General features: G+C 72.1%; 8 protein-coding genes. 3 read left to right on the forward strand and 5 right to left on the reverse strand.

All coding sequences use genetic code 11. The features are described 5' to 3' along the window. Positions 1-2: 2 nt before the first annotated feature. Positions 3-5,510 (forward strand): VCBS domain-containing protein, encoded by a 5,508-nt coding sequence (locus tag R9Z33_RS04015; protein WP_318650015.1) that lies wholly within the window; start codon positions 3-5, stop codon positions 5,508-5,510. Between the two features lie 25 nt (positions 5,511-5,535). Here R9Z33_RS04015 and R9Z33_RS04020 read toward each other — a convergent pair whose 3' ends face one another. The 5 genes from R9Z33_RS04020 to R9Z33_RS04040 are packed head-to-tail and all read right to left on the reverse strand — an operon-like array spanning position 5,536 to position 11,896. Next, positions 5,536-6,324 carry an ABC transporter permease gene (locus tag R9Z33_RS04020; protein WP_318650016.1) on the reverse strand — a complete coding sequence of 263 codons (789 nt, stop codon included), beginning with the start codon at positions 6,322-6,324 and terminating at the stop codon, positions 5,536-5,538. A 3-nt stretch (positions 6,325-6,327) separates the two neighbouring features. After that, positions 6,328-7,101 carry an ABC transporter ATP-binding protein gene (locus R9Z33_RS04025; protein WP_318650017.1) on the reverse strand — a complete coding sequence of 258 codons (774 nt, stop codon included), beginning with the start codon at positions 7,099-7,101 and terminating at the stop codon, positions 6,328-6,330. Positions 7,102-7,108: 7 nt separating this feature from the next. Next, positions 7,109-8,098 (reverse strand): ABC transporter substrate-binding protein, encoded by a 990-nt coding sequence (locus R9Z33_RS04030; RefSeq protein WP_318650018.1) that lies wholly within the window; start codon positions 8,096-8,098, stop codon positions 7,109-7,111. Beyond that, positions 8,095-9,819 carry a hydantoinase B/oxoprolinase family protein gene (locus R9Z33_RS04035; protein WP_318650019.1) on the reverse strand — a complete coding sequence of 575 codons (1,725 nt, stop codon included), beginning with the start codon at positions 9,817-9,819 and terminating at the stop codon, positions 8,095-8,097. The genes R9Z33_RS04030 and R9Z33_RS04035 overlap by 4 nt, the downstream gene beginning before the upstream one ends. Beyond that, on the reverse strand, positions 9,812-11,896 hold the full coding sequence (locus tag R9Z33_RS04040) for a hydantoinase/oxoprolinase family protein (protein ID WP_318650020.1): 2,085 nt from the start codon (positions 11,894-11,896) through the stop codon (positions 9,812-9,814). Before R9Z33_RS04040 ends, R9Z33_RS04035 begins: the two co-directional genes overlap by 8 nt. 75 nt (positions 11,897-11,971) lie before the next feature. Here R9Z33_RS04040 and R9Z33_RS04045 point away from each other — a divergent pair, with 75 nt between their 5' ends. Continuing rightward, positions 11,972-12,628, forward strand: a complete 657-nt coding sequence (locus tag R9Z33_RS04045) for a TetR/AcrR family transcriptional regulator (RefSeq protein ID WP_318650021.1) — start codon at positions 11,972-11,974, stop codon at positions 12,626-12,628. 82 nt (positions 12,629-12,710) lie between these two features. Then, positions 12,711-13,220, forward strand: a complete 510-nt coding sequence (locus R9Z33_RS04050; protein WP_318650022.1) for a cupin domain-containing protein — start codon at positions 12,711-12,713, stop codon at positions 13,218-13,220. The last annotated feature ends 35 nt before the right edge of the window (positions 13,221-13,255 follow it).

Genomic DNA, 13,255 nt, shown 5'->3' on the forward strand with positions numbered 1-13,255 from the left:
GCATGGCGAGCGATCAGGACAAGCCCACGCCCCGCCCTGAGGAAGCGGTGAACGCGGCGAGTCCGGCCGCTGCGCCGGCACGGCCGCGCATCTGGGAGGAGATCTTCGCCTGGGTCTGGCGCGGCGGGCGCGCGAGCCCGGCCCCTGTGGAGACCCCGCCGAAGCCGGCGGCGATGCCCGAGGCGGAGGTGAGGCCCGCCGTGCCGCTTGGCGGCAGCGGCGTGGTTGTGCCCCCGGCCGAAGGGTTTGGACCGATGCCGGCGGACGGTGCCGGAACGCGCCCTGCGGATGCGGGCCCGGCCATGGATGCTGGTGCGCCCGGGCAGGATGATCGGCCCGTGTTCACCTCCGGCGCGCCGCTGGTGCAGCCCGAGGTGCCGCGGCCGAACTTGCCGCCGGCCTTGCGGGAGCCGCTGCCGCAGGCGGATCTGCCGCCCGCGCAGCAGGTCCCGCCGCCGGGTGGTCCTGGTCCGCAGGACCCGACGTTGCTGCAGCCGCCGCTGCCGCAACCGAGCTTGCCGCCGACGCAGCAAGTTCCGCCACCGGGTGGTCCTGGCCCGCAGTATCCTCCGCTGCTGCAGCCGCCGCTGCCGCAGCCGAGCTTGCCGCCGACGCAGCAGGTCCCGCCGCCGGGTGGTCCTGGTCCACAGGACCCGCCGTTGCTGCAACCGCCGCTGCCGCAACCGAGCTTGCCGCCGACGCAGCAGGTCCCGCCGCCGGGTGGTCCCGGTCCGCAGGACCCGACATTGCTGCAACCGCCGCTGCCGCAGCCGAGCTTGCCGCCGACGCAGCAGGTTCCGCCGCCGGGTGGTCCCGGTCCGCAGGATCCTCCGCTGCTGCAGCCGCCGCTGCCGCAGCCGAGCTTGCCGCCGACGCAGCAGGTTCCGCCGCCGGGTGGTCCCGGTCCGCAGGACCCGACATTGCTGCAACCGCCGCTGCCGCAGCCGAGCTTGCCGCCGACGCAGCAGGTTCCGCCACCGGGCGGTCCTGGCCCGCAGGATCCGCCGTTGCTGCAGCCGCCGCTGCCGCAGCCGAACCTGCCGCCCGTGCAGCAGGTTCCGCCACCGGGCGGCCCCGGTCCGCAGAATCCGCCGTTGCTGCAGCCGCCGCTGCCGCAACCGAGCTTGCCGCCGACGCAGCAAGTTCCGCCGCCGGGTGGGCCTGGTCCACAGGACCCGCCATTGCTGCAACCGCCACTGCCTCAGCCAAACCTGCCGCCCGTGCAGCAGGTTCCGCCGCCGGGTGGTCCTGGTCCGCAGGACCCGCCATTGCTGCAGCCGCCGCTGCCGCAGCCGAACCTGCCGCCCGTGCAGCAGGTTCCGCCACCGGGCGGCCCCGGTCCGCAGGATCCGCCGTTGCTGCAGCCGCCGCTGCCGCAGCCGAACCTGCCGCCGACGCAGCAAGTTCCGCCGCCGGGTGGTCCCGGTCCGCAGGATCCGCCGTTGCTGCAGCCGCCGCTGCCGCAACCGAGCTTGCCGCCGACGCAGCAAGTTCCGCCGCCGGGTGGTCCCGGTCCGCAGGATCCGCCGTTGCTGCAGCCGCCGCTGCCGCAGCCGAACCTGCCGCCGAAGCAGCAGGTTCCGCCACCGGGCGGTCCTGGTCCGCAGGATCCGCCGTTGCTGCAGCCGCCGCTGCCGCAGCCGAACCTGCCGCCGACGCAGCAAGTTCCGCCGCCGGGTGGTCCCGGTCCGCAGGATCCGCCGTTGCTGCAGCCGCCGCTGCCGCAGCCGAACCTGCCGCCGAAGCAGCAGGTTCCGCCACCGGGCGGTCCTGGTCCGCAGGATCCGCCGTTGCTGCAGCCGCCGCTGCCGCAGCCGAACCTGCCGCCGACGCAGCAAGTTCCGCCGCCGGGTGGTCCCGGTCCGCAGGATCCGCCGTTGCTGCAGCCGCCGCTGCCGCAGCCAAACCTGCCGCCCGTGCAGCAGGTTCCGCCGCCGGGCGGCCCCGGTCCGCAGGACCCGCCGCTGCTTCAACCGCCGCTGCCGCAGCCGAGCTTGCCGCCGACGCAGCAAGTTCCGCCGCCGAGTGGTCCTGGCTCGCAGGACCCGACATTGCTGCAGCCGCCGCTGCCGCAGCCGAACCTGCCGCCCGTGCAGCAGGTTCCGCCACCGGGCGGTCCTGGTCCGCAGGATCCGCCGTTGCTGCAGCCGCCGCTGCCGCAACCGAACCTGCCGCCGACGCAGCAGGTCCCGCCGCCGGGTGGTCCTGGTCCGCAGGATCCGCCGTTGCTGCAGCCGCCACTGCCTCAGCCGAACCTGCCGCCGACGCAGCAAGTTCCGCCGCCGGGTGGTCCCGGTCCGCAGGATCCGCCGTTGCTGCAGCCGCCGCTGCCGCAGCCGAACCTGCCGCCGACGCAGCAGGTCCCGCCGCCGGGTGGGCCTGGTCCGCAGGACCCGCCATTGCTGCAGCCGCCGCTGCCGCAGCCAAACCTGCCGCCCGTGCAGCAGGTTCCGCCGCCGGGCGGCCCCGGTCCGCAGGACCCGCCGCTGCTTCAACCGCCGCTGCCGCAGCCGAGCTTGCCGCCGACGCAGCAAGTTCCGCCGCCGGGTGGTCCTGGTCCGCAGGACCCGACGTTGCTGCAGCCGCCGCTGCCGCAACCGAGCTTGCCGCCGACGCAGCAAGTTCCGCCACCGGGTGGTCCTGGCCCGCAGTATCCTCCGCTGCTGCAGCCGCCGCTGCCGCAGCCGAGCTTGCCGCCGACGCAGCAGGTCCCGCCGCCGGGTGGTCCTGGTCCACAGGACCCGCCGTTGCTGCAACCGCCGCTGCCGCAACCGAGCTTGCCGCCGACGCAGCAGGTCCCGCCGCCGGGTGGTCCCGGTCCGCAGGACCCGACATTGCTGCAACCGCCGCTGCCGCAGCCGAGCTTGCCGCCGACGCAGCAGGTTCCGCCGCCGGGTGGTCCCGGTCCGCAGGATCCTCCGCTGCTGCAGCCGCCGCTGCCGCAGCCGAGCTTGCCGCCGACGCAGCAGGTTCCGCCGCCGGGTGGTCCCGGTCCGCAGGACCCGACATTGCTGCAACCGCCGCTGCCGCAGCCGAGCTTGCCGCCGACGCAGCAAGTTCCGCCGCCGGGTGGTCCTGGCCCGCAGGACCCGACATTGCTGCAACCGCCGCTGCCGCAACCGAGCTTGCCGCCGACGCAGCAGGTCCCGCCGCCGGGTGGGCCTGGTCCACAGGACCCGTCGTTGCTGCAACCGCCGCTGCCGCAACCGAGCTTGCCGCCGACGCAGCAAGTTCCGCCGCCGGGTGGGCCTGGTCCGCAGGATCCGCCGTTGCTGCAGCCGCCGCTGCCGCAGCCGAGCTTGCCGCCGACGCAGCAAGTTCCGCCGCCGGGTGGTCCTGGTCCGCAGGATCCGCCGTTGCTGCAGCCGCCGCTGCCGCAGCCGAGCTTGCCGCCGACGCAGCAGGTCCCGCCGCCGGGTGGTCCTGGTCCGCAGGATCCGCCATTGCTGCAGCCGCCGCTGCCGCAGCCGAACCTGCCGCCCGTGCAGCAGGTTCCGCCGCCGGGTGGTCTTGGTCCGCAGGACCCGACATTGCTGCAGCCGCCGCTGCCGCAGCCGAACCTGCCGCCGACGCAGCAGGTCCCGCCGCCGGGTGGGCCTGGTCCACAGGACCCGTCGTTGCTGCAACCGCCGCTGCCGCAGCCGAGCTTGCCGCAGCCCCACCTCGCCGCCGTGGAGCAGCCAGCCCATGCCGAGTTGTCGCCGCACCCGCATCCACCGCAGGTCGCGCCGCAGCAGGGCTTTTCGCTCACGAACGATCTCGTCGCAGGGCAGGTCGTCCAGCCGAACCGCGAGCCCGACTTCGTCGTGTCACCCGGCGATGTCACCGAGGACCGGAACGTCTCACCGCTGGGCGACCTCGTCACCCATGGTCAGGTGAAGGTCTTCGATCCCGATCCCGGCGAAGACCGCGTGCGCCCAGCCGAACTACAGGGCAGCTACGGCACCCTCCTGCTGCGGCCCGACGGAAGCTGGACCTATTCCGCGCGGAACGACCAGCCGGGAATCCAGCAGCTCAAGCAGGGCGACATCCTGCAGGAGGCCTTCACGATCCATAGCGCGGACGGCACGCCGCAGAAGCTCATCGTCACCATCCACGGCACGGATGACCGTGCGGTCCTCGAATCCACGCCACTCACCGTGCAGGAGGATGTGGACGTGACCCGCGGCGGGCTTCTCGTCGCCCAGGGCTTCGTGGCGGTGGAGACGACCGATCCCGCCCTCGCGCATGTGGTGCCTGGCACCGTCAGCGGTACCTACGGCACCTTCGTCGTGAACGCGGACGGCACCTGGCGCTACGCCGCCGCCAACAACCAGCCGGCCATCCAGTCCCTCGGCGCCGGCGACAGCCTGACTGATACGGCGCAGGTCCATGCCGCCGATGGCACCGCGCATACCCTGCACGTCACCATCCAGGGCAGCGACGACGCGGCCTGGATCTCCTCCACCCCCGGCAACGTCACCGAGGACCGCCACGTCTCGCCCGCAGGGCTGCTGCTCGCGACCGGCCAGCTCTACGTGGCGGACGCCGATGCCGGGCAGGACCACATGGTGCCCCAGACGCTGGCCGGGCAGTACGGCACCTTCACCCTCGGCGCCGATGGAAGCTGGCGCTACGCCGCGCCCAATGCGCATCCCGACATCCAGGCCCTGGGCGCGGGCGAGAGCATGACGGACTCGGTGCGCGTGCACAGTGCGGACGGCACCACGCACCTGCTCCAGGTCACCATTCATGGCGCGAATGACGCGGCCAGCATCCAGTCCTCGCCCGGCCAGGTGACGGAGGACCGTGCGGTGGGCCCCGGCGGCGTGCTGGCCACCTCGGGCATCGTCCTCGTCTCCGACCCCGATCAGGACCAGAACCACCTCGTGCCGCAGATCCAGGACGGCCGCTTCGGCACCTTCGAGGTGCAGGCCGATGGCAGCTGGCGCTACACGGCCGACAACAACCGCCCCGACATCCAGGACCTTCGCAATGGCGAGACCCTGGTGGACCAACTCCGCATCGAGAGCACGGACGGCACGTCGCACCGGATCCAGGTCATCATCCACGGCAGGGACGAGCCCTCTTCCGTGCGCCCGATCACCGGCAGCGTGTCGAGCGGCGGCTGGGGTGGAGGCGACCATGACAATCATGGCCGCTATGGAACGCTGGGCAACACGGGCAACCATTACGGATGGTCGTCCGACGCGCCGGAGGATGATGCCGCGCCGGCCGGGCCCTATGCCGCGCTGGTGCCCGACGGGGCCGGCGAAACGCCGGCCGAGGGCGAGCGCAACCCCTACCTGGACCATGTCGCCATGGACGAGGCCGATGGGTATCACGTGGCGCCGCCCACCGAACCGTCCCTCCCGCCTTCCGACCCGGCCGCCGCGACGCCGGACACGGAGGCGACGGGCCAGGATGGCGGGGCCGAAGATCCGGCCTCGCTGCTCGCCAATGGCGTGATCCCGCTGCCGGCCGCGAGCTTCGACCTCGAACCCCCGGCGCAGCAGCACCCGGAGACGTGAGCCCGAGGCCGAGCCTGCCGCGCCCTCAGCGCGGCGAGGCGCCGTGCTGGCTGCGCTGCGACACGTGCCAGGGCAGGGCCAGGCGTTCCGCGGCCTCCACCATGTAGAACAGCAGCGTGCCGATGACGCCGAGCACGAAGAGCGCCGCGAAGACGCGCACCGTGTCGAACTGCCCCTGCGCGATCAGGATCACATGGCCGAGCCCTGCCGAGCCGCCGACGAATTCGCCGACGATGGCGCCGACCAGCGCGAAGCTGATCGCCACCTTCATGCCGACGAAGAGCGCCGGCAGGGCGTTGGGAAAGCGCACCTTCCAGAGGATGCGCCAGCCCGAGGCGCGATGCACGCGCGCCAGCGCCAGCGCGTCCGGATCCACCGAGCGCAGGCCGAGCGCCACATCCGCCACGATCGAGAAGATGGCGAGCATCACGGCGATGGCGATCTTGGGCTCGGCGCCCGTGCCCATCCAGATCACGAAGAGCGGCGCCAGCGCCACCTTGGGCAGCGAGTTCATCACGACGAGAATGGTGGTGATCACCCGGTCCGCCCAGCGCGAGGCGACGGTTGCCACCGCGAGCGCCACGCCCAGCACCACGGAGAGGCCGAAGCCGGCCAGCGTGGTCCAGAGCGTGAAGCCGGCATGGCGCAGGAAGTAGCGCGGGGAGGACCACAGCTCGGCCAGGATGGCGCTGGGCGCGGGGAGCAGGATGGGCGCGGGCGCGAAGAACCACACCGCCGCCTCCCAGGCGAGGAGCAGTCCGAGAAGCACGGCGAAGGTGCCGCCGATGCCCTGCGCGTGCGAGCCGCCCGCCATCGCCTACTCCTTCACGATGCCAAGGCGCGAGAAGAGCCCGCGGATCTTCGCCACATGCTGCGCGAATTCCGGCGTCTCGCGCATCGCGAGCGGCCGGGGGCGCGGCAGGTCGATGTCGAAGACCTCGACCACGCGCCCGGGCCCGGTGGACATGACAGCCACGCGGTCGGAGAGATAGACCGCCTCGGCGATGGAATGCGTGACGAAGACCACGGTCCGTGCGCCATCCTGCTGGATGCGCGAGAGCTCCAGGTTCAGATCGTCGCGCGTCATCGCGTCCAGCGCGCCGAAGGGTTCGTCCATCAGCAGGATCTCGGGCTCGCAAAGCAGCGCGCGGCAGATGGCCGCACGCTGGCGCATGCCGCCCGAAAGCTCCCAGGGGTGGCGCTCGGCGAAGGCGCCGAGGCCGAAGCGGTCGAGCAGCGCCATGGCGCGGGCCTCATGCGCGCGCCGTGGCAGGCCCTGGAACTCGGCCGCCAGCAGCACATTGTCCCGGATGCTGCGCCAGTCGAGCAGGACGTCGCGCTGGAACACCATGCCCATGCGCTCGGGCGGGCGCGTGATGGGCACGCCGCGCAGCATGATCGTGCCGGAGGTCAGCGGGTCCAGCCCCGCGATGGCGCGGAGCAGCGTGCTCTTCCCGCAGCCCGAGGGGCCGAGGAGCGAGAGGAATTCACCCTCCTGCACCGCAAGCCCCACATCGGTGAGGGCCGTGACCGGGCCACGCGCGGAGGCGTAGGTCTTGCCCCCGCCCCGGACCTCGATGCACGGCCCCATCGCCCGCTCAGCCGATCAGGTCATTGGTGAAGTAGTTGGCGGCCTGCCAGCCGGCGCGGATGGCGCCCGCCGCCTCCAGCGAGCGCAGCGCCGCCGTCCAGTCCGCCTCGGCCTGCCAGCCGATCGCACGGCCGGCGCTGGCCGGCGTGTCGAAGAACTCGATCGTCAGGCGGATCTGCTCGCGCGTCACCGTGCGGTCGAGGCGCGCATCGGGGCGCTGCCGCAGCATGGCCTCCACGCCGTCATCCGGGTTGGTGCGCAGATGCGCCCAGGCGCGCTGCTGCGTCTCGATCAGCTTGCGCAGGGCGGGGCCGCGGGCGCGGATGGTCGCCTCGGTCGCGATCAGGCCGTAGCTTGGGAAGCTGATGCCGGCACTCTCGGCCAGGATGGCCCGGCTCGGGCGCGGGCGCTCGGCGACCGGAAGGGCCGAGGGCGCCGTGGACATCAGCCCATCCGCGCGCTTGGCCGTATAGGTGCCCCAGAGGGCGGAGGGGTCCACGAACATCACGTTCACGCTGCTGCGGTCGAGGCCGCCGGCGCGCAGGAAGGCATCAATGAAGGGTGCCCAGGGGCTGGCCGCGAAGACGACGAGGCTGCGCCCGCGGAAATCCTGCACGCGCTGGATCGGGCTGTCGCGATCCACCAGCACGGCGAGGTCGGTCCGGCGCCCGAAGCCGGCGAAGGCGCGCACCGTCGCTCCCTGCTCGCGCGCCTGCGCGATGAGGCCGACCTGGATCTGCCCCACATCGGCCTGGCCGGCATTGACCAGCTGCAGCGTGTTGCCGCTGCCGCGCCCATCCTGCACGTCCACGGTGAGGCCAGCCTCACGGAACCAGCCGCGCGTCTCGGCCAGGTGCATCGCCGCCTGCACGCCCCAGGGCGAAAAGTCGAGGCGCACGGTGAGGCGCTCGCCCTGCGCGCGGGCGATGCCCGGCGCGGCGAGGGTGCCCGCGGCGATCAGCGCGCCGCGGCGCGAAAGCTGGAAATCCTTGGTCATGCCCGTTCTCCCTGCTGTTGCCCGCGCAGCCTTGCGGTTTCGATCCTGTTCAGTGCGCCGCCCTCGATGACGACGCCGTAGCAGCGCCGAGCGGCCTCCACGCTCACCTTGCCGTTCCAGACATCCTGCGCGACGGCCTCGGGGTCGCGCGCCATGGGCGCGCCATGGCCGCCGCCACCGGCCTGATGATGCGTGAGGAGCTGCCCGCGTCGCATGCGCATCGTGACCTTGCCGGGAATGGCCTCACGCGCATCGCCCTCACCGAGCCAATTGCCCGCGGCACCGCCGGGCATCCCGCCTTCCAGGCCATAGGGCGCGAAGCGCAGCCGGTCGGCGCGGAGCTGCAGCACCGCATCCTCCGCCAGCAGGCGGTAGCTGCGCGAAAGGCCCATGCCGCCGCGAAAGCGCCCGGGCCCGCCGCTGTCGGGCACCAGCGCATATTCCTCGATGCGGACCGGGTGCTGGCGCTCCAGCACCTCGACCGGCGTGTTGGAGAGGTTCTGTGAGGGGTTGGTGATCGCCTCGATGCCATCCTGGTCGGGGCGGCCGCCCCAGCAGCCGCTGATCATGTCCACGATGATGAAGGGGCGGTTGTCCGGGTGGCGGCCACCCAGGCAGACCACTGTGTTCCCGCCCTCGCCGGCGGCGGGGATGATGTCGGGCACGATCTGCGCCAGTGCCCCGAACATCGTGTCCATCACGCGATAGCCGGTCAGCGCGCGGGCCGCGACCGGCGCGGGGGAGATGGGGTTGAGCACGCTGCCCTCGGGCGCCGTCACCTCGATGCAGCGGAAGACGCCGGCATTGTTCGGGATGTCGCCGCGCAGCGCGCAGCGCACGGAGAGGAAGCTGTTGGACTTGGTGAAGGAGAGGGTGGAGTTGATGGCGGCCCGCACCTGCGGCGAGGAGCCCGCCCAATCCACCTTCAGCGTCCCGTCGCCCACCACGGTGATGGCGACGCTGAGCGGCACCGGCTCGTCGGAGAGGCCATCGCTGTCGATATGGTCGGTGAAGCGATAGGTGCCGACGGGCCAGGTCGCGATCTCGGCGCGCGCCATGCGCTCGGCATAGTCGAGCAGTCCGGCGAGGTGGCCGCGCATGCCATCCGCGCCGTAGCGGCGCACGAGGGCGCCCAATTCGCGCGCGCCCACCTGGCAGGCCGCGTATTGCGCGCGGAGGTCGCCCAGCACGATTTCCGGGACGCGGACGTTGAGCGCGATCATGGCCGAGAGCGTCTCGTCCATCACGCCCGCGTGGTAGAGCTTAAGCGGCGGGATGCGGATGCCTTCCTGGTAGATCTCCGTGCTGTCCGCCGCGTTGGAGCCGGGCACGCGACCGCCCATGTCGGTGTGGTGGCAGATCACCACGGTCCAGGCGAGCAGCGCGCCCTCCTCGAAGACCGGGTAGAACATGAAGATGTCGGGCAGGTGCATGCCGCCCGAATAGGGGTCGTTCATCACCACCGCGTCGCCGGGGGCGAGCTGGCCGCCCCAGCGCGCCTGCACGGCGGCCATGGCCTCGGGGATGGCGCCCAGGTGCTGCGCGATGGTCTTGGCCTGCGCCACCATCTCGCCCTTCGCGTCGCAGATGGCGGCGCTGTAGTCCATCACGTCCTTCACGATTTCGGAGCGCGCGGTGCGGATGACGGTGTAGGCGACCTCATCCACGATCGCGTCCATCGCGTTCTTGATGACCGCGAAGGTGATCGGATCCTCAGGCATCGACGCCCTCCATCTCGATGACGACGGTGCCCGAGCCGGCAGCCCGCGCCGTGCAGCCGGGCGGGATGATGATCGTCGTGTCGTAGCTTTCCAGGATCGCGGGGCCCTGGACAGGGCCATCGGCCAGCGCGGCGCGGGGCAGCAGGCGCGTCGGCACCGGCGCGGCCCCGCGCGCGAAGGAGACCAGGCGCTCGCCCACCGCGCCGGCCAGCGCGCGCGCATCGAGCGAGAGGGAGGGAAAGTCGATGCGGCCTTCCGCCCGGCCGATGGCGGAGAGGCGGAGGTTCACGAGCTCCACCGCCTCGCCCGCCGCGGTGTAGCCGAAGGTCTCGCCGTAGAGCCGCTCGAAGCCGGCATGCAGCGCTTCCACCGCGAAGCCGGTCAGCGGCACCGTCAGCTGCGAGGATTGGCCGGCGTAGCGCAGATCCGCCGCGAAGCGCAGCTCCACCGTCTCCTTCGCATAGCCCTCATGGGCGAGGGCCGCGTGGCCGCCCTGCGCCAGGCCCTGCCGCGCGGCATCCAGCTGCGCGGCCGTGACCTGCGCGAGCGGCATGAGCAGCGGGTGCACGAATTCATGCACGGCCTCGGCCGCCAGCATGCCGGCGGCGGAGAAGACGCCCGCGACGGGGCTGATCAGAACGCGGCGGATACCGAGCAGGCGCGCCACATCCACCGCATGCAGCGGGCCACCGCCGCCGAAAGCCATCAGCGCCAGGTCGCGCGGATCCTTGCCGCGCTCCACCGTCACGGCGCGGATGGCGCGGGCCATGTTCACATTGGCGATCTGCCGGATGCCATGCGCGGCCTCCTCCACCGTGATGCCGAGCGGGCCGGCGATGCGCGTGGCGATGGCGGTGCGCGAGAGTTCCGCATCCACCCGCAGCGAGCCGCCCGCCAGCGCGGCGGGGTTGAGATAGCCCAGCACCATGTTGGCGTCGGTCACGGTGGGTTCGGCATTGCCGCGCCCGTAGCAGGCCGGGCCCGGATCGCCGCCCGCGCTCTGCGGCCCGACAACGAGCAGACCGCCCGCATCAATGCGCGCGATGGAGCCGCCGCCCGAGCCCACTTCCGCGATGTCGATGGCCGGCACCTTCAGCATGTAGCCCGCGCCCTTCACGAAGCGGGAAGGGGTGCTGATGCCGTCGCGGAATTCGTATTCCGTCACCAGCGAGGGCTGACCGCCCTCGATGATCGCGGCCTTGGCCGTGGTGCCGCCCATGTCGAAGACGATGAGGTCCGGCGCGCCGATGCCCGCGCCGAGCCGGGCCGCACCCGCGACACCGCCGGCGGGCCCCGATCCCACGGCGAAGACCGGCCGCTCGCGCGCCGCATCCAGGCCGATCATCCCGCCATTGGAGGCCATGACCTGCACGGGGGCGGCGATACCGATGGCGGCCAGGCGTTCCTGCAGGCGCGAGAGATAGCCGCGCATGGCCGGCAGCAGATAGGCGTTCACCACCGCCGTGCTGGTGCGTTCGTATTCCTTTATTTCGGGCAGCACCTCGCAGGAGGCGGTGACCAGCAGCCGTGGCGCGGCCTCGCGCAGCAGGGCGGCGGCGCGGCGCTCATGCGCGGGGTGTGCGTAGGAGTTGAGGAAGCAGATCGCCACCGCCTCCACGCCCTCGGCCAGGAAGAAGGCGGCCGCGTCGCGCACGCTCTGCGCGTCGAGCGGCGTGACGATGCCGCCATCGGCCGCGATGCGCTCGCGCGCCTCCAGCCGCCAGCGGCGCGGCACCAGCGGCTCGGGCTTGCGCCAGGCCATGTCGAACATGCCAGGGGTGCGGATGCGGCCGATCTCCAGCACGTCGCGGAAGCCCTGCGTCGTCAGCAACCCGGTGCGGGCGCCGGCCTTCTGCAGGATGGTGTTGGACGCGACGGTGGTGCCATGCACGATCTCCGTGACATGCCGCGCATCCAGCCCCGCCTCGGCGATCACCGCCGCGATGCCCGCCGCCACGCCCTCGCCGGGATCCTGCGGCGTGGTGGTCGTCTTGTTGACGACGATCCGCCCGCCCGGAAGGGCCAGCACGACATCGGTGAAGGTGCCGCCGACATCCACGCCGATGCGTGCCTGCATTCCGGTCGAACTCCTGTGGCGAGGCCTACATTTATGTTGACCAACTGGTCAATAGCGGGAAGGATGAGCCGGATCATGGCCCTGCGTCAACGAAGAAAACGCGGTGCGCGCGATGCCGAGGGGGCCAAGGCCGCCATCCTCGCCTCCGCTGTGCGCGAGTTCACCGACAAGGGGCTGGCCGGCGCGCGCATGGATGTGATCGCGCGCGGGGCCGGGGTGGCGAAGGGCCTCGTCTTCCATCACTTCGGCTCGAAGGACGGGCTCTGGATCGCAGCGCTCGAGCATGTCTATGCGCTGCTGCGCGCGGGCCAGGATGAGGTCGCGCTGGATGCGCTGGGCCCGGTCGAGGGCATGCGGCGCCTCGCGCATGACACCTTCCGGCTGTTCCGCGCACATCCCGAGATCGTGGCGCTGATGAACGAGGAGAACCTGCACCGCGCGCGCCACCTGCGCGCGGCCGGCAACGTCCCGCGCCTCTACAATCCACTCTTCGCCACGATCGGGCGCCTGCTGGCCGAGGGGCGCGCGCAGGGGCTGTTCCGCGAGGATGTGGATGTCACGGCGCTCTATGTCGCGATGTCGGGCCTCGGCTATTTCCACTGCGCCAATCGCTGGACGCTCTCGGCCGCCTTCGCCGGGGATCTGTTCCAGCCGCAGCGCATCGCGACCTATGAGGAGATGCTGGGGGAGATGGTGGTGGCCTATCTCCGCCACACGCCGCGCCTCGCCTGAAACGGCTTGCATTGGTTCCGGCCCTGCCTGACGCTGGCCGCCTGCGCGCCCGTCTCCTCACCCCTCGCCGGAGGAATTCCTGATGCCCGATACCCCCATGCCCCTGGCGCCGCTCGTCGTCGTGCAGCCGGACGAAGCGCGCTCCTTCTGGCAGCCCGTTCCGGCCAATGGCTTCGTGCGCTGTATCCTCGCCGCCAACGAGATCGGCGCGGAGACGCCCTTCTCGATGGGCACGCAGCAGGTGGATGCCGGCTGCTTCGTGCGCGAGCACATGCACCCGGATAATGAGGAGGTCATCTTCGTGCTGCAGGGAAGCGGCGAGGCGCTGCTCGATGGGAAGGACAAGGTGCCGATGACGGTGGGCACCTGCATCTTCCTCGGCAAGGGCCGCCCGCACCGCTTCCAGGCGAGCGATGATGCGCCGATGACCTTCATGTGGCTGATGATGCCCGGCGGCCTCGAGACCTTCTTCGCGCGCATCGGCCGCGAGCGGAAGCCCGGCGACCCGCAGCCGCCGAATTTCCCGCGCCCCGCGGATGTGCTGCAGATCGAGGCGGACACGGTCTTCGGCACGCTGCCCCCCAAGGCCTGAGCGGAACCCGGCCCCCGCGCCCGGGCGCATGGACG

It is taken from the genome of Sediminicoccus rosea (genome assembly GCF_033547095.1).
GTDB lineage: Bacteria > Pseudomonadota > Alphaproteobacteria > Acetobacterales > Acetobacteraceae > Roseococcus > Roseococcus rosea.